Here is a 16,114-nt window from a genome sequence, read left to right on the forward strand (position 1 = left end):
GACACAAGCAACCCGAACCGCTGCTCATCCACACCAGTCACCGGCAACAAACGCAAAGCAGCATCAAACCAACCCGCAGCAGCCGCCGGCGCGCGAGGTGTGACAGTCCGCCCGGCCGAGGTCAACAGATCGATAGCTTCCGCGTCCCCCGCACAAGCCGAGTGCGCGACGTGATATGCCCGTGCTCCGAGAGCGGCGCCGCGCCGACCGAGCGCTTCCGCTGCCTGTTTGTGGGCGCTGAATCGCCAGCCCGGCATCGCCTCGTCGTACACCACCCGCCGCACAATCGGATGCCGAAAACGAAACTGACCCGGCGTCGCGGTCGGACGCACCAAATCGACAACAACGAGATCATCAAGGCATTTCAACACCCGATCCTTGTCGGACTCCGCGATCGCGGTCACAAGATCGACATCGAACGGATCGCCGGCCACCGCACCTGCTTCAAGCACCCTGACCGTTTCGCTGTCCAATCCCGCGAGTTCTTGGGTGATCGTGATGCGCAGGGCGACGGAGACTCCGGTGTCGTGCTCACTGTCGGATCCATCACCTGGCCTGAGAATCGGCAAGCGTTTCCTCGCACTACGCGCGAGTTGTTCGAGGTAGAAGGGATTACCACCACTCTCGGAGTGCAATGCCCGAATCACCGGAGAATCCGACCGCTCCCCGAGCGCTTCCGCGGCCTCGAGGACCGTCAGCGGCGCCGGCTCGAGTTCACACAGCAGACCGTCACGTGCCGCTTGCGCGACAGCGTCCATCACCAGCCGCGGTACCTGCCGAGGGCGGTAGGCCAAGGCCAGCACCATGCGCGGCACCGAACGCCTCAGCATGTGGGCGATCAGCTCCGCCGACGCCGGGTCCACCCAGTGCACATCGTCGAGCGCCAACACGATCGGCTTGCGTAGAGCGAGTTGATCGAGGGCGGTGCGCACCGCACGATGGAACTCGAAGCGCTCGACCTCCAAGCGGCTCGTCGGCTGTCTACCAACCTCCGACAACGACGGCAACACCGCCGCCAACTCCGCCATCCGATCCGCACCCAGCTCGGCGACACCCTGAGAGTCGAGGGCTGCGAGGCTTTCATCCAAAGCGTCGACCACCACACCGAACGGAACCTCGCGTTCCAACTCGGATCCCCGCCCTGCCAATACTTCGAAACCCGCTGCAGTCGCACGCGTACACAACTCCGTGAGAAGACGCGTCTTACCGATACCCGGTTCACCCAGTATGACGACGGCGCCCGCCGAACCGGACCGAACATCTGCCAATGTCTGGTCCAGTCTCCGCAGTTCGGAGGCCCTCCCGACCAGAGTCACACCTCGTCTGCCATGGGCGCCGACCGCCACCATCAAGCCTCCACCCAAGATCAGCCTCACAAGGGAGCGACCGCGGCCAGCACCCCAGGCAACGATACTAGCGCCGCGTGCCGGACCGCGGTCTGCGCCGCGAACGGCGACGGACCGGGGCACCGGGTCGACGGCCAGGTGACGACGTTGGTCGGCCACCCGAGGTCGGGATGAGACGCGGCCCTCCGCCGAGTGCCGAGCTGCTCGGGAAACCGCGCAATGACCAGCAGAGTTCAGGAGTGAATCGACGAACGACGTCCGGAACGCCGCGGCCGAACGTTTCACCCTGTTCCGAAACTTGTTGGGCCGCTGCCGAGTACGCAGACCCCTCCGAGCGCGGAGCGACACACCGATCCGATAGCGACTGCCCCTTGATTGCGCTTCGGAGTCGGCCGTGTTTCAGCGGCGCCACGAAGCACGCAGAACCGGAGGCACGCCGCAATCGGAGATGGGCCACCGCTCCGGTCGGCCACCCCAACCGGAAGCGACAATCGCCGCACGGGTAGCTGGGAGATGCTATCGTATAGACATCTGATGATCAGCTGTATGCGTAGGCAGAGGCATCGTCGGTTGTGAGAGAGGGGCGGACGAAGCTATGAGTAGGACACGGTCCGGTGTAGTCCATCGGAAGTGGGCACCCACACCGATTGTCACCGAAGCCCGTGCGGAGGCCAGGGCGAAGGAACTTCAGCCCGCTCCTCCACCAATTGGATTTCCCGGATGTCGGCGCACCTCCGCAAACTGAAGAACACGGTCATGGATTCGCGACATTCCGTGACACGATGCAAAAGACCTGGCATGGACATTTTATGTGCCACCCCACCTTCGCCGCAAAGTCATCCAACCGAGCATTGAACCGCCCCAGCTCTTCGAGCCATATGCATTGAGACGTCAATGTCCAACCGAATCGAGAATTTTCAGAGGAAGTTCGGGAACGCCACCGCACACTGAACCGCGTTCCCGAATGGGAGCATCTCGCGACATCGCATGCAGATACCCCCATCAGCCCAGTCACAGAAGGAGTCCGCAGTGTCGGGCACACCACCGCTCACCTCGAAATCACGCCGCCCGAACAACCGACCGCCTGGGCCACGAGGATCGTTTGCACCCACTCTGCAGTTCCAGCGCACACCGCTCGAATTTCTCTCCAGAATGCTCGACGAACACGGCGATATATTTTCCGTCGATCTCCTCGGAATGCCGACTGTCGTGCTGAACGACCCCACATTCGTCGATCATGTTTTGAAGCGCCACCACCACAACTACGACCGGAACGGCCCCGCGGTCGAGATGGCGCGCAACATGTTCGGCTATGGCCTCGGCACCGCGGCCAGGCCCGAGTGGCTGTTGCAACGTCGCCTTCTGCAACCAGCCTTCCATCGCCAGCGGATTGCCGCCTTCGACGAAATGATGACAACCGCGATCGAAACCACTCACGATCGGTGGGAGCAGGCGCGGATTGCCGGCACACCGATAGACGTCGGTGCCGAAATGACCGACCTCGCCCTCAGGATTGTTCTCGCGACACTTTTCGACTTGAATCCTGGTGACGGAATACTACGTACCTTCACCGATGCCTTCACCGTCACGACCCAAGAGCTGGCATCATTCATGCGGTTTCCCTTGCTACCGCTCTCCGTGCCGACGCCTGGCCACCGACGCTTCCATCGGTCGTTGAATGTGCTGGACTCGATCATGTACGAGATGATCCGACGGCACCGGGCGGACGAGGGCTCCGATCAGAGCCTGCTGTCAAGGATGATGGCCGCCCGAGACGCCGAATCCACCGAGGGGATGACCGACCGCCAGTTACGTGACGAGATCTTGACCATGCTGTTCGCTGGGCATGAGACCAGCGCCAACACGTTGACCTGGGTTTGGTACCTGCTTGGCCGCCATCCCGATGTCGAGCAGCGGCTGCGCACAGAGATCGACACTGTCCTCGCCGACCGGCGGCCACGGACGGCCGATCTGCCGCCGCTCACTTATACTCGCCAGGTCATCCAGGAAACCCTGCGCCTCTATTCCCCAGCATGGCATAACTACCGGCAAGCTGTGGCAGACGATGAAATCGGTGGCTACCGAATTCCCGCCGGCACAACTATTTTGTGGAGCTACTACTTCATACATCGCCACCGGAACTATTGGCCCAACCCGGAGCAGTTCGATCCCGACCGTTTCAGTGAAGCCAAGAACATAGGCGGAATTCACCCGGGTTACTACCCTTTCGGCGCCGGACCCCGCATGTGCATCGGCAACGTTTTTGCGATGGCGGAAATGCAATTGACGATCGCCATGACACTCCAACGCTATCGACTCGTTCCGACCTCGGACAAGGTTATCGCCCCTGTTCCCCTCATTACACTTCATCCTCGCAGACCAGTGACCGTCCACTTGGAGCGGTATCGTTCCTTGTCGTCCCCCTCGACAGGGAGCAGGTGAGCGCCCCGGATGCCGAACGCGAGGGCACGCGTATTGCGGAAAATCTTCACGCAGCCAACATCGACCGCGATGGTGCGGCCAGTCGGACTGTGGCCTCGCGAAGCTACACCGATCCCCGACCACCACGCAGGAGTAGTCGTCGATGGACACGAACAGAAACGTCAACCGGAGTGAGGGCGCAGCCGGACCGTCTTGCCCTGGTCCGCACTGCCGCGGCACTGCGGACCGCAATGCCGCCTGTTCAGCCGCAGGCATTCACCCATTCGGAAAGCCCGTCGGAGAACAATTGTCGCTTCCAGATCGGCACTTCGTGTTTGATACGGTCGACCAACTCCGCGCAGGCGGCGAACGCTTCGGCACGATGCGCCGCGGCCACCGCAGCGACGATCGCGAGATCACCGACGGTCAAGTCGCCGACGCGGTGAACGGCGGCTATCGGCAGGCCGTACGACTCGACCACTTGTCCGCACACCTGGCGCAGGAACCGCTCGGCCGCAGGGTGTGCCGAGTATTCCAGCGCGGAAACCTCCTGGCCACCATCATGATTGCGGACCTTGCCGGTGAACACCACGACAGCGCCGTACCGGGGGCCGCTCACCGCGGCTTCGACCTCGGCCGCATCCAGCGGCTGGTCACTGATTCGGATAAGCCGAACGAAGGATTCGGTTCCTGTCATGATTTCAGCCTTCCCACGACACTGGCGCCGTCGGCTTCGGCCGCCGCGGTGGCCGGACGGTGAGCACGAGGCCCGTCCGCGAACAATTGGATGGCGGTCCGGGAAATCGCATCGACTGAGGACCGGCTGAAACCCGGTCTCTCCCAATGTCCGTGCTTGCCGCCGTCCTTGGTGAGTAACCGCACCGCGTCGAGAGTTGCCGCCGGGTCGACCGCCTTCAGTAAGTAATTCAAGGTCAGCCCTGCGACTGCGACCGCGGTCAGCGCCTCCATCTCGACGCCGGTGGGCCCCGTGGTTTTTGCCGTCGCCTGGATCGTGATGGTGGTATCGGTGAAGCCGAACTCGACCTGCACCGAGGAGAGTGCCAATTGATGACACAGGGGAATCAGCTCCGAGGTCTTCTTCGCCCCCGCAATGCCCGCGATCCGTGCGGTGGCCAGCACATCCCCCCGCCACTCGCTCTCGCTGTGCAATGTCGCCAGCGCTTCGGCGGTGGTTCGTAGTTCACCCGCGGCGACCGCGATCCGCGCGCTGTCGGACTTCGCGCTGACATCGACCATTCGCGCGCGACCTTCTCGGTCGACATGGGACAGCTCACTCATCATCGTCCTTCTCGGCGCAGACGAGCACACGCCGAACGTTTGCACACTCGTAGCTATATATTTGCTTACTCAAAACAATCACATTCATAGAGTTCTGCCCGCCGCGGATAAAGCTCACCTCTCAGGAGAGACAAAGTGTTCGGGTTCGCGGGTGATCCCATCTTTGCCGATCAGCCGGATCGCGTGCACCGCCGCCGCGGGGTCCACCGCTTTCACCATGTCGTGCAGGGTGAGACCGGCAACCGCGACCGCGCTGAGCGCTTCCATTTCCACCCCGGTGGGCCCGACGGCCTTTGCCGTTGCGCGGATCGTGATGGCGGTGTCGGTAAAGCCGAACTCGACCCGCACCGAGGACAGTGCCAATTGATGGCACAGGGGAACCAGGTCCGAGGTCCTTTTCGCCCCCATGATTCCCGCGATACGCGCGGTGGATAGCACATCAGCTTTTGGCATGCCATCCGCCTGCACAAGTGCGACCACGGCAGCGGTGGTCCGCAGCTCACCCGCGGCGACCGCGGTCCGTGTGATATCGCTCATGCAAATGATGTTTGCACAACCGAATCCCACAGATGGCTGCAGGATTGCCCACGGGTGGGAAGTTTGCCGAATTTGTTTGTCTGTGACATGGCTCATAATTCTGAACATGAGTCGTGTCGAAATGGGGATGCCCGCTTTACGTCGTTCCGGGCGTCCTTCGCTCGACGGACGTCCCGATACAAGTGAATTGATAGATCGCTTCGGCCGGATTGCCCACGATCTGAGGGTCTCCATCACGGAGAAGTGTTCGCTGCGCTGCACATATTGCATGCCCGAGGAGGGGCTGCCCCCGATACCACGCGACGAGTTGCTGACAGTCGACGAGATCGTGCGGTTGGTCAGCCTCGCGGCCCGCCACCTCGGCGTCCGCGAGGTCCGGTTCACCGGTGGTGAGCCGTTGATGCGGCGCGATCTCGAACAGATCGTTGCGGGCTGCCACAAGCAGGCACCCGACATTCCGCTGTCCATGACCACCAACGGCATCGGTCTAGCGCATCGCGCTCGCCGCCTGGCCGCGGCTGGCCTGCGGCGTGTCAACGTCTCGCTGGATACCGTCGACCGAGCGGGATTCGCCCGACTCACCCGGCGTGATCGCCTCGACTCGACGCTGGCGGGCATACTCGCCGCCCGCGACGCGGGGATGGCGCCGGTGAAGGTGAACGCGGTGCTCATGCGCCCGACCCTTTCCGGTGCACCGGATCTACTCCGGTGGTGCCTGGACGAAGGGTGTCAGTTGCGTTTCATCGAGCAGATGCCTCTGGACGCCGACCGAGAATGGGCGCGCACGAACATGGTGACCGCCGCGGAACTGGTCGACGTGCTGAGTAGTCGGTTCACCTTGACCGAAGCGGGGCGAGGGGATGATCCATCCGCTCCAGCCGAGTTATGGCAGGTCGACGGCGGCCCTGCCACTGTGGGCATCATCGCCTCGGTGACCCGCAACTTCTGTGGCTCTTGCGACCGCACCCGTCTCACCGCCGACGGTATGTTGCGGTCCTGTCTGTTCAGCGACCAGGAATTCGATGTACGGCAACTACTGCGCTCCGGTGCCGCCGATGCCGAGATCGCCGACCTCTGGCGCGGCGCCATGTGGAACAAATCGGCCGGCCACGGCATAAACGCCGACGGCTTCGAACCCCCGGAACGGACGATGGGAGCAATCGGTGGTTGAGATCCATTACTTCGCCGCGATGGCCGAAGCCGTCGGCAGGGACCGTGAAGACCTCGATCTTCCGGCCGACGCCACCATCGCCGACCTCTGCTCCACCCTCGCGACGAGATACGGCGCCGATATCGCAAAGAGGCTGGCCGTCTGTGCCTTCGTGGTCGGGGACGAACTCACCCGTGACCGTGGCACACTGCTGTCCCCGCGTGTAGACGTGTTACCTCCATTCGCCGGCGGATAGCCGCCGGACCATCACAGCGACCGAACACGACCCGAAGGCTCCCCTCCTCTTTGCTGTTGTTGTGGGACTTCGGGTCGCTTCGGTCATTACATGCGTAGATGCGTATATCTACGTATCTACATGTCAATGTCACCCACTGGCCGAGCCTTCCCTGACTACGCCGGTATCCCAGCTGACGGACCGGCGCAACCTCTTCCTCGAACATTCTTTATGACGTCCCCTCTCGGCTGCCTTTAGCGATCGCGCTCCCCTCCCCTGGCGTGGGACCGCCGAACTTCCCTATCCCCTACGCTGCGTCGACAAACGGGTCTCGGTAGAAATCGCTGAAACAGCGGAAGTTACGTGCGCGAGTCCGTTCGCTTTCGCCGATCGACACCGCCGTGGTGCCGTCGACCCTCGTGCCCGCGCAACCGACTACCCCGCCACAGTCGTGCTCCCATTCAGCTACTGACCACGAGACGAGCGCGGCTCAGTCCGTCGCGATGCTGTGCTCGGTGATGGTGAAGTCACATGGATCGAACGGCGTCGGGTGCTGCCGGTCTGGGACTTGTGGAACTGTTGAGGCGAGTTGCCGCGCGCAGCGGTCGGGCTCGGTACTGGTATGCGGCTTACTGGTACTCGTTCCGGCGCGGGACCAGCAGGGGCTGGCGCGCAGGCGACTTCCATCCGGTGCCGCTCTCGGTGATGTCGTCGCCCTCTACGGTTTCGACAGCCGCCTGCGCACTGCCGATGCACTAGGTTCCGCTTGAACCACTCTCCGCGCCGCCCTGGGCCATGCACTTGGCGAGATCGACGAATGTGCCAACTTGTATTCCGCCCCGGGTACTCGCGCCACTGGACTTACGAGCTGGGTCGAGGCCTATACCAATGGTCCTGAACTGGGGTCGCTGACCTATCTGTCGCCGAATCACTCATCAACGCCACCCCTTCGCCCCAGACCTCCGCACCCCCGCGCGTTGGGCGATTCCGCCCGCCAGACAGTCGGTGGGCCTTGTCCCAGTTCTGCGAGCTTCTTCGCGAGCAAGGCGCGTTCACGCTCGTTTCCGCAGAATTGGATGGCGAGTTCGAGTTCGACACGCGCCTCATCCCTGCGGCCCAAGCGCGTGAGCAGTTCACCGCGAACACTTGGCAACAGGTGCGAATTCGCGAGGACTGCAGAGGTTTTGAGCTCATCGACAATGCGTAGGGCCGCCGAGGGTCCCCCCGCCATGGACACCGCGACCGCTCGATTGAGGTCGACGATCGGGGAGGGAGCAAGGCGGCCCAAAGCCTCGTACAGGACTACGATGCGGTCCCAGTCGGTGGTGTCGACGGATGCGGCGATGGCATGGCATTCGGCGATCGCGGCCTGCAGGCCGTATGCACCGAGACCGCGACCGACCCGGGTGGCCCGGTCCAAAGCGGCGCGCCCGCGGCGAATCGCCGCGCGGTCCCAGCGGCGGCGGTCCTGGTGCTCCAACAGAATCGGCTGCCCGGCGGTGTCGGTGCGGGCTGGGAAGCGTGCGGCGGTGAGCTCGAGCAGCGCGAGCAGCCCATGCACCTCGGGTTCGGCCGGCATCAACCGGGCCAGTACTCGGGCCAGCCGCTGCGCCTCAACAGCCAGATCGAATCGGATCAGATCGGCACCCGAGGTGGCCGACGATCCTTCGGTGAAGATCACGTAGACGACGCTGAGCACCGACCCGAGGCGTTCACTGCGCTCCTCCGCGGACGGCACCGTGAAGGGAACGCGAGACGCGGCAAGGGTTTTCTTCGCTCGGGTGATCCGGGCCTGCACGGTGGCTGTGGGCGCCAAGAACGCCTTGGCGATCTCGTCGCTGGACAGGCCCCCGACCACCCGAAGCGTGAGCGCGATCCTGGCCTCGCGCGAAACCACAGGATGGCACGCGATGAAGATGAGCGCGAGTACATCATCGTCGACCTGATCGGGATCCCACGGTGTCCGCGCAGTCGCGGATTCCGCGGGTGGGCCACCGGCGGCGACCCCACCCTCGCCCAGATCTCGGGCGAGGGCGGAGTACCGATCATCGAGCGCGGCACGTCGGCGGAACGCGTCTATAGCCCGCCGCCGCCCGACGGTGAGCAACCACCCGGCCGGATTGCGCGGTACGCCATCCCGCGGCCAGTTCACCAGTGCCTCGGCCAATGCCTCCTGCGCAAGGTCCTCGGCCAGCGCGAAATCGCCGGTGTAGCGCGCGAGCGCCCCGACTATCCGCGCGGACTCGATCCGCCACACCGCGGCAACAGCCTCACGACCCGTGGGATCGGCCATTCGCTCAGCGACTCACAACTGTCCGGTGGCTTCGCGCCAGGCTCGTTCCTTCTGAATCCATTCGTTGTCCTGCGGGAACTCGTCGATCGTGGTGACCCGGCGAATTTCGGTCTTGAATCCCGGCCCGACCGACGGAGCCCGCTTTGCCCATTCGATGGCCTCCTGTTTGGAGGCCACATTCAGGATGTAGAACCCGCCGAAGAGCTCCTTGGTCTCCCCGTACGGCCCGTCCGTGACCACCGGCGGCTCCGCCGAATAGTCCACCACCACGCCCTCGTCCGGCCCGGCCAGCCCTTCGGCCGCGACCAGCACCCCGGCCCGGATCATCTCGTCGTTGTACCGCCCGATGGTCTCGAGCATCTTCTCGAAGTCGACGCCCGCCATGGCCGCGATGCCCTCATCGGTGGCCCGCCAGATCAGCATGTACTTCACGATCATCCTCCTGTTTCCGGATCGCCTACCGACCCTCTCACTCCAAGGTCGAACAGCGAACTCGGCATATCGACACGGCCCCGAAAGAATTCTCGCGGCTGGACAGGTTCAAGGGTCCGGGCCGACCGTCAAGATACGCACGGTGCCGCGTTCACCGAACTCGACGTCGACGATCGCACCGCCGGTGATGGTCGCGCTCGAGCGGGGGTTGCCGCGGTTGAACGGACCTCAGTCGACGAGGTAGCGCAGCATCACCACGGTGTCGAAGTGCCTCGTCTCGGCCAATCGGAGCTGGATGCGCTTGTCCAGTGTCGGGAACAGCGGCGTGCCGTCACCGAGTACCACGGGCGAGAGAAACAGTTGGTACTCGTCGATGAGCCCGTGCGGCATCAGCGAGGCCGCAAGGCCCGCGCCACCCACCTCCATGAGGCCATCGCCTCCGGCCTTGAACCTGCGGACCTCCTCGACCGCGTTCGCACTGACCAGGCTGCTGTTCCAGTGGACCTCGGTGAGCGTCCGGGAGAAGACGACCTTGGGCTTGTCCGTCCAGAGCCCGCCGAACTCGCGCTCGATGCGTGGCGCGTTCTCGGACACGTGCGGCCAATACTCGGCCATCAGCTCGTACAGCCGGCGGCCGTGCAGCGAGACCTCGATCTCGCGGTATCTGTCGTTGTGGAACTGGTGCAACTCCTCGTCCGGGACACTCCAGTCGATGCTGCCATCGCGGTCGTTGATGTAGCCGTCCAGGGACACGCCGAACGTGTAGATCAGTTTCCTCATGACCGGGTAGACCTCCTACGCGCTCGAAACTCATCGAGCCTCACCAGGCGTCAAGCCATATCCGTTGGTTTTCGGCGATCTCACCAGTCGTCGACCCCGTGCCCGACGGCCGGGTATGGCAGACGCCGGCGAGGTCGTCGGCCTCGGCGAAGCCGTCGTCCTGCGCCAGCTAGCAATAGTGCACTCTTCGCCATTCCCAGTGGCTGGTGTTAATGAGAATCGTTCTGGGAGTTCCGATTTCGGAGATGCAGTTCGAACTCCAGCGGCCGGTTCGCCGACGGTCGCTACTGCGAGCTAGTCATCGATCAAAAACTGTTCGGACGAGGTCAGCCCCTCGACGAACGACTCGAAATCAGATGCGAGAAAGAGGACGACGGGCCCATCGGAGTTGATTTCCACGACTGATGGTTCGCCTGTCGGGCCGCAGGCACGGTAGTCCAGCGCGACCCACCAGTGCCCGTCGCCGTTCAGGAGCACGACCGGTGCGGGAAGTTCCCACTCCTGCACCAGGTACGGCGTATCGATCACCGAGGAGCCATCCTCGTCGAGAATGCCGTCGAGGTAGTCGAAGCACGCGTGATGCTCCGACCACGTTGAACCTTCGACCGGAAAGGCATCCCAGCGGTCGGCGACGCGGCCGCCGTTGCGCACTCGGAGCAGGCGCAGCAACGAGGCGGGAAGTCGTACACCGAGTTTTTCCTCGGCGTCTCGGATCGCCGCATCGGTCAACGCCACATGGTCGTCGTCGATCGGGTCCTGCCAGAAGGATGTGATGACTTCCTCGAACTTCGCCACGGCCGAGGTACTAGCTAGGAATAGTTCCACTGGCGACGACAACTCGTTCCCTTGATGTCGGTCCAAGGGCGGTCTCGTAGGCGTAGGGGCGCGGTTTCTACGGGTCGGCGCGCCTGAATCCGAAGTTGAATCCCTGGCGCGGACGTCGGCCCGCTGCCTTTTCCGCAGCCTGTTCGGCGGCTTGCTCAACGCTTTCTTGATGGCGCGTTCAGTACCGGCCGGCGGTGCCAGCGGGCCGGCCGCGTGTTCCAGCGCCGTGTTCCGATCCTCGGTCAGTGCCCGGCGGGCTCCGAGGTTCCGGAAGTAATCGCGCGAAAAACAACGACAATGGCTGAACCGGCGGCGAGGCGGATACCCTTTTTCCGTGGCAGCTATCCCGACCTGGTCCGCGTGCCGGAGGCGGCTCCTGAACGCTGTTCGTGACGTCAGGAACAGGAGTTCGATGCGGGCGCACCGACGCCGTCGCGTCGTCGCCGCGCTCGCGGCTACCACTGCGGCACTGGTCATCGGTGGCACCACGCCAGCCGCGGCACGGCCCGCGCCACCCACCCTGATCGCGCCGATGGATGCAGATTTCCTCTGGGGTGTTGCGGCTTCGGGATATCAGTCGGAAGGACACGCCCCCGACAGCAACTGGTCCCGCTATGTGGCAGCCGGGCAGACACAGGATCCATACCTCGATTCGATCGACTTCACCACGCACTACCAGTCGGATATCGCACGGGCCGCGGCACTCGGCGTCAAGGTGTACCGCGTCGGAATCGAGTGGGCTCGCCTGCAGCCCGAAGCGGGTGAGTGGGACGCGAACGGGCTGGCGTTCTACGACAATGTGATCTCCGCGATCATGACGGCGGGCATGCGTCCGATGCTCACCATCGACCACTGGGTATATCCCGGCTGGGAGGTCGACAAGGGTGGGTGGAACAGCCCGGGCATGGTCGAGGACTGGCTCGGCAATGCGCGTACGGTCGTCGACCGCTATGCCGCCTACGAGCCGCTGTGGGTCACGTTCAACGAGCCTGCGTTCTACATCGTGAACGAATTGCGCCACGGCGGCGTGTCCCCCGCCTCCGTGCCCGCGATGCAGGAGCGGATTGCCGAGGCGCACAAAAGCATCTATGACTACATCCATCGTGTGCAACCGGATGCGATGGTGACCAGCAACGTCGCCTACATCCCCGCCGGCGAGGATGTCGTGAACAAGTCGCTCATCGACACGATCGCCGCCGAACTCGACTTCGTCGGCATCGACTATTACTACGGCCTGTCCCCCGACAGCCTCCTCGGCATGATGAGCTTCACGGAGCTGTGGAAGAACCCCTTGCAGCCGGAGGGCATCTACTATGCGCTCCAGCATTACTCGCGCCGGTTCCCCGACAAACCGCTCTACATCGTCGAGAACGGGATGCCCACCGAGAACGGCATGCCGCGAGCAGACGGATACGATCGCGCCGACGCGCTCCGCGACACTGTCTACTGGCTCCAGCGCGCCAAGACAGACGGAATGAACCTGATCGGCTACAACTACTGGAGCCTCACCGATAACTACGAGTGGGGTTCTTACACACCACGTTTCGGGCTCTACACGGTGGATGTTCTGACCGATCCCGCACTGACCCGCAGGCCGACCGACGCGGTCGCGGCGTACACGGACATCACCCGCGCCGACGGCGTAGCACCCGACTACCGCCCGACCCGCGCACCGAAGAACTGCTCGCTCGTCGACGCGGTGGCCAGCTGCGCCGACCCGGTCACCGTCCCACGCTGATCACCGCGACCCCTGCCCGCACCATGGGCACCAGGAAGGCAGATGATGGCCGACGACCCAGTCACGGTCCTCCGGCGCTGGCAGGATTCCGGCGGCGTCTGGCAGGTGCTCGAGCACCGATCCGGCACGGTCACCGTCGCGCACTATCAGTGCACCGGCGGCGAAGAAGTCGACCGTTTCATCTCCGCCGATCCTGAACTGATCGAATTCCTCGGCGGCCGGCGCAGCAGCGAGGACTGACCGCAGCCGCTCAGCCGCCGAGGTACGCGGTCAGGCCCGATTACAACCGTTGGAGCGCTTCGCGGGCGGCGACCGTGCCGATGTCCTGCCCTGCGATCGGTGCCAGCACACCGCCACAACCGATCCCGGCTATGCGCACCCGCCGGTGATCAGCCGCGATAGCCCAGCATGTCGAGCAGGGCGTCGAGTTGGAGTTCGAACACTTCGGCACGGTCGGCGAAGGTGTCGGCGCCGTACATGTCGAAGACGTCCGCGCTCACCGCACCGAACAGAGCCACCCAGAACGTGACGCCGCGGGCGATCAGCCAGTCGGGCAGATCGAGTTCGAACTCGTCCCGGATCCGCGCGAAATCGCCTGCGAGCGGGGCGGATATCTGTAGCGCGCGGCGGGGTTCGGCGAGCAGGCCCGCCTGATGCGCGCGAGCGAACAGGATCTGCATAGTGACGATCACCCGGGTACCCGGCGCGATGGTCTCGGCGGCAGGCGCCTGGTAACCGGGCACCGGCGTGCCGAACAGCAATCCGTAGCGGGCGGGTTCGGCCAGCGCCCAGCGTCGGACAACGCGGCTCAGAACCCGCAGGTGTACGACCGGATCGCCGGTACACCCCGCCAGCGCGGCGTCGACCTCATCGCCTAACTCGTTGTAACCGTCGACCACGAGGAGGGTGAGTAACTCGTCGCGACTGCGGACGTATCGGTAGATCGCGGAGGACACCACTCCGAGGTCGCGAGCCACCGCGCGCAGCGACAGCGCGGCCGCGCCGTCCGTCGCCAGATGTTCCCGTCCGATCCGAACGATATCGGTCATGGTCTGAGCCCTGGCGCGGGCACGTGGTGTCGTCGACATACCACTTACCCTGCAAGCTTTAGAGAGCAATGTCAACTCTTGCGAGCAGTGCTCTGAATGGTGGGGGCCGATCACCATCGGCGGCCGGTTTACCTCGCCCACAGACGTTCGTGATGCCCCTCCACCTGCTACGAAGCCGGCATCGGCACCACAGCGCGACGCAAAACCTACTCGAGAGTAGTGTTATCCGAGTCACTGGCGACAGATCGAGGAGTTCCACATGGACCAGCGGACGACGGATTTCGATGTACTCATCGTCGGTTCGGGGTTCGGCGGCAGCGTCACCGCGCTTCGGCTGGTGGAGAAGGGCTACAAAGTCGGCGTGCTCGAGGCAGGCCGGCGATTCTCCGACCACGAGTTGCCCGAAACCAGCTGGGAGCTGAAGAAGTTTCTCTGGGCACCCGCCCTCGGTTGCTATGGCATCCAGCGCATCCACCTGCTGCGTAACGTCCTGATCCTAGGCGGCGCCGGTGTCGGAGGAGGCTCGCTGAATTACGCCAACACGCTCTACGTGCCGCCGGAGCCGTTCTTCCGGGATGCGCAGTGGCGGGATATCACCGACTGGCGCGACGAACTGACCCCGTACTACGAGCAGGCGAAGAAGATGCTCGGCGTAGTGCGCAACCCGCATATGACGCCCGCCGACGAGATCTTCAAAGCGGTCGCCGACGACATGGGCATCGGCGAAACGTTCGTGCAGACACCGGTCGGAGTATTTTTCGGCGAACCGGGAAAGACGGTGGCGGACCCGTACTTCGGTGGCGTCGGTCCCGAACGCACGGGTTGTGTGGAATGCGGCGACTGCATGGTCGGCTGCAAGTACGGGGCGAAGAACACCCTCGTGAAGAACTACCTGTACCTCGCCGAAAAGGCGGGCGCCGAAGTGATTCCGATGACGACGGTCACCGAAGTGCGCCCCCTCCCCGACGGCACCTGGGACGTGTCCACCGCCCGCACGGGCGGCTGGGTGCGCAAGCGGCCGCGGACACTCACCGCGGCGCATGTCGTACTCGCTGCGGGGACACGAGGCACCCAGAAATTGCTGTTCGCCATGCGCGACAAGGGCGTGTTGCCAGACCTCTCGGATCGGCTCGGCGTGCTGACGCGCACCAACTCGGAATCGATCGTCGGCGCGGCGACGAAGAGGGTCACCCCTGGTGTCGACTTCACCAAGGGCGTCGCGATCACCTCGTCGATCCACCCCACACCTGATACCCATATCGAACCGGTCCGCTATGGCAAAGGCTCCAATTCGATGGGTCTGCTGCAAACGCTCATGGTCGACGGCGGCGGTGACATTCCACGCTGGCTACGCTTCCTCGGCATGGTGCTGCGGCATCCGATGGACCTCCTCAGCTTCCTGAGCACCAAGAACTGGAGCGAACGGACCATCATCTCGCTGGTCATGCAGCATTTGGACAACTCGATCACCGTCTACACGAAGCGTGGACTGTTCGGCCGCAAGCTCACCAGCCAGCAGGGCCACGGCGAGCCCAACCCCACCTGGATTCCCGAGGGCAACGAGGTCACCCGGCGGGTCGCCAGGAAGATCGGCGGCATAGCGGGTGGCAGCTGGGGCGAGATTTTCAATATCCCGCTCACCGCACACTTTCTCGGCGGTACAGCGATCGGCGCCGACGCCGAACACGGGGTGATCGATGGCTACCACCGGGTGTACGGCTATCCGACGCTGAGCGTCGTCGACGGCGCCGCGGTCTCGGCCAACCTGGGCGTGAACCCCTCGCTGACCATTGCCGCGCAGGCCGAGCGGGCGGCGGCGTACTGGCCGAACAAGGGCGAGGTGGACACCCGACCACCAGTGGGCGGCGGGTACCGCCGGATCGCTCCGATCGCACCCGTTCAGCCGGTCGTTCCAGCGAGTTCACCTGCGGCACTGATGCTCCCGATCGTCGAGGTCAAGCAGACACCTGCCGCGGGATGAGTCCACCGCGTGTCCGCGCTGAATTATG

Annotated in this window: 13 protein-coding genes and 2 pseudogenes; 6 read left to right on the forward strand and 9 right to left on the reverse strand. The window is 64.0% G+C overall.

Annotated features, from left to right (window positions below; translation table 11 throughout):
* Positions 1 to 1,505, reverse strand: a 1,505-nt coding sequence (locus tag AB0B25_RS27505) for an AAA family ATPase (RefSeq protein WP_357185276.1), incomplete at its 3' end; no start/stop codon positions are given.
* An 870-nt stretch (positions 1,506 to 2,375) separates the two neighbouring features.
* Between AB0B25_RS27505 and AB0B25_RS27510 the strand changes: the two genes are divergently transcribed.
* A complete protein-coding gene (locus tag AB0B25_RS27510; RefSeq protein ID WP_357185279.1) occupies positions 2,376 to 3,788 on the forward strand; it encodes a cytochrome P450 in 1,413 nt (470 codons plus the stop codon).
* 241 nt (positions 3,789 to 4,029) lie between these two features.
* Here the strand turns inward: AB0B25_RS27510 and AB0B25_RS27515 are convergent, their stop codons facing one another.
* From AB0B25_RS27515 to AB0B25_RS27525, 3 genes and pseudogenes are all read right to left on the reverse strand, one after another.
* Positions 4,030 to 4,464 (reverse strand): molybdenum cofactor biosynthesis protein MoaE, encoded by a 435-nt coding sequence (locus AB0B25_RS27515; RefSeq protein ID WP_357185282.1) that lies wholly within the window; start codon positions 4,462 to 4,464, stop codon positions 4,030 to 4,032.
* 143 nt (positions 4,465 to 4,607) lie between these two features.
* Positions 4,608 to 5,066 (reverse strand): annotated as a pseudogene (moaC, locus tag AB0B25_RS27520) (cyclic pyranopterin monophosphate synthase MoaC); the annotation flags it as partial.
* A 156-nt stretch (positions 5,067 to 5,222) separates the two neighbouring features.
* A pseudogene (locus tag AB0B25_RS27525) lies at positions 5,223 to 5,603 on the reverse strand (cyclic pyranopterin monophosphate synthase MoaC); the annotation flags it as partial.
* Positions 5,604 to 5,709: 106 nt separating this feature from the next.
* Between AB0B25_RS27525 and moaA the strand changes: the two are divergent.
* Complete coding sequence (moaA, locus tag AB0B25_RS27530; protein ID WP_357185285.1) at positions 5,710 to 6,774, forward strand: GTP 3',8-cyclase MoaA; 1,065 nt, start codon at positions 5,710 to 5,712, stop codon at positions 6,772 to 6,774.
* On the forward strand, positions 6,767 to 7,009 hold the full coding sequence (locus AB0B25_RS27535) for a MoaD/ThiS family protein (protein ID WP_357185288.1): 243 nt from the start codon (positions 6,767 to 6,769) through the stop codon (positions 7,007 to 7,009). The genes moaA and AB0B25_RS27535 overlap by 8 nt, the downstream gene beginning before the upstream one ends.
* 907 nt (positions 7,010 to 7,916) lie before the next feature.
* Here AB0B25_RS27535 and AB0B25_RS27540 read toward each other — a convergent pair.
* From AB0B25_RS27540 to AB0B25_RS27555, 4 genes are all read right to left on the reverse strand, one after another.
* Positions 7,917 to 9,281 carry a DUF6596 domain-containing protein gene (locus tag AB0B25_RS27540; protein ID WP_357185291.1) on the reverse strand — a complete coding sequence of 455 codons (1,365 nt, stop codon included), beginning with the start codon at positions 9,279 to 9,281 and terminating at the stop codon, positions 7,917 to 7,919.
* 12 nt (positions 9,282 to 9,293) lie between these two features.
* The gene (locus tag AB0B25_RS27545) at positions 9,294 to 9,713 is read right to left on the reverse strand and encodes a YciI family protein (protein ID WP_357185294.1); all 420 of its coding nucleotides are present in this window, start codon (positions 9,711 to 9,713) and stop codon (positions 9,294 to 9,296) included.
* A 228-nt stretch (positions 9,714 to 9,941) separates the two neighbouring features.
* Positions 9,942 to 10,493 carry a dihydrofolate reductase family protein gene (locus tag AB0B25_RS27550; protein ID WP_357185297.1) on the reverse strand — a complete coding sequence of 184 codons (552 nt, stop codon included), beginning with the start codon at positions 10,491 to 10,493 and terminating at the stop codon, positions 9,942 to 9,944.
* A 294-nt stretch (positions 10,494 to 10,787) separates the two neighbouring features.
* Positions 10,788 to 11,318, reverse strand: coding sequence for an SMI1/KNR4 family protein (locus AB0B25_RS27555; protein WP_357185300.1), 531 nt, complete (start codon positions 11,316 to 11,318; stop codon positions 10,788 to 10,790).
* Positions 11,319 to 11,730: 412 nt separating this feature from the next.
* Here AB0B25_RS27555 and AB0B25_RS27560 point away from each other — a divergent pair, with 412 nt between their 5' ends.
* Complete coding sequence (locus AB0B25_RS27560; RefSeq protein WP_357185303.1) at positions 11,731 to 13,056, forward strand: family 1 glycosylhydrolase; 1,326 nt, start codon at positions 11,731 to 11,733, stop codon at positions 13,054 to 13,056.
* A 45-nt stretch (positions 13,057 to 13,101) separates the two neighbouring features.
* Entirely contained in the window at positions 13,102 to 13,296 is a 195-nt protein-coding gene (locus tag AB0B25_RS27565; RefSeq protein ID WP_357185306.1) for a hypothetical protein, read from the forward strand.
* Positions 13,297 to 13,445: 149 nt separating this feature from the next.
* Here the strand turns inward: AB0B25_RS27565 and AB0B25_RS27570 are convergent, their stop codons facing one another.
* Entirely contained in the window at positions 13,446 to 14,144 is a 699-nt protein-coding gene (locus AB0B25_RS27570; RefSeq protein ID WP_357185309.1) for a WHG domain-containing protein, read from the reverse strand.
* Positions 14,145 to 14,364: 220 nt separating this feature from the next.
* Here AB0B25_RS27570 and AB0B25_RS27575 point away from each other — a divergent pair, with 220 nt between their 5' ends.
* Complete coding sequence (locus tag AB0B25_RS27575) at positions 14,365 to 16,086, forward strand: GMC family oxidoreductase (RefSeq protein WP_357185312.1); 1,722 nt, start codon at positions 14,365 to 14,367, stop codon at positions 16,084 to 16,086.
* Positions 16,087 to 16,114 lie beyond the last annotated feature (28 nt).

It is taken from the genome of Nocardia sp. NPDC049190, assembly GCF_040648115.1.
Classification (GTDB): Bacteria; Actinomycetota; Actinomycetes; order Mycobacteriales; family Mycobacteriaceae; genus Nocardia.

What these genes read in the sequence shown, in the direction of transcription:
- AB0B25_RS27515 (WP_357185282.1), bottom strand. Translation starts at nt 4,464, where the DNA reads ATGACAGGAACCGAATCCTTCGTTCGGCTTATCCGAATCAGTGACCAG.
- moaA (WP_357185285.1), top strand. Translation starts at nt 5,710, where the DNA reads ATGAGTCGTGTCGAAATGGGGATGCCCGCTTTACGTCGTTCCGGGCGT.
- AB0B25_RS27540 (WP_357185291.1), bottom strand. Translation starts at nt 9,281, where the DNA reads ATGGCCGATCCCACGGGTCGTGAGGCTGTTGCCGCGGTGTGGCGGATC.
- AB0B25_RS27550 (WP_357185297.1), bottom strand. Translation starts at nt 10,493, where the DNA reads ATGAGGAAACTGATCTACACGTTCGGCGTGTCCCTGGACGGCTACATC.
- AB0B25_RS27560 (WP_357185303.1), top strand. Translation starts at nt 11,731, where the DNA reads ATGCGGGCGCACCGACGCCGTCGCGTCGTCGCCGCGCTCGCGGCTACC.
- AB0B25_RS27565 (WP_357185306.1), top strand. Translation starts at nt 13,102, where the DNA reads ATGGCCGACGACCCAGTCACGGTCCTCCGGCGCTGGCAGGATTCCGGC.
- AB0B25_RS27570 (WP_357185309.1), bottom strand. Translation starts at nt 14,144, where the DNA reads ATGTCGACGACACCACGTGCCCGCGCCAGGGCTCAGACCATGACCGAT.
- AB0B25_RS27575 (WP_357185312.1), top strand. Translation starts at nt 14,365, where the DNA reads ATGGACCAGCGGACGACGGATTTCGATGTACTCATCGTCGGTTCGGGG.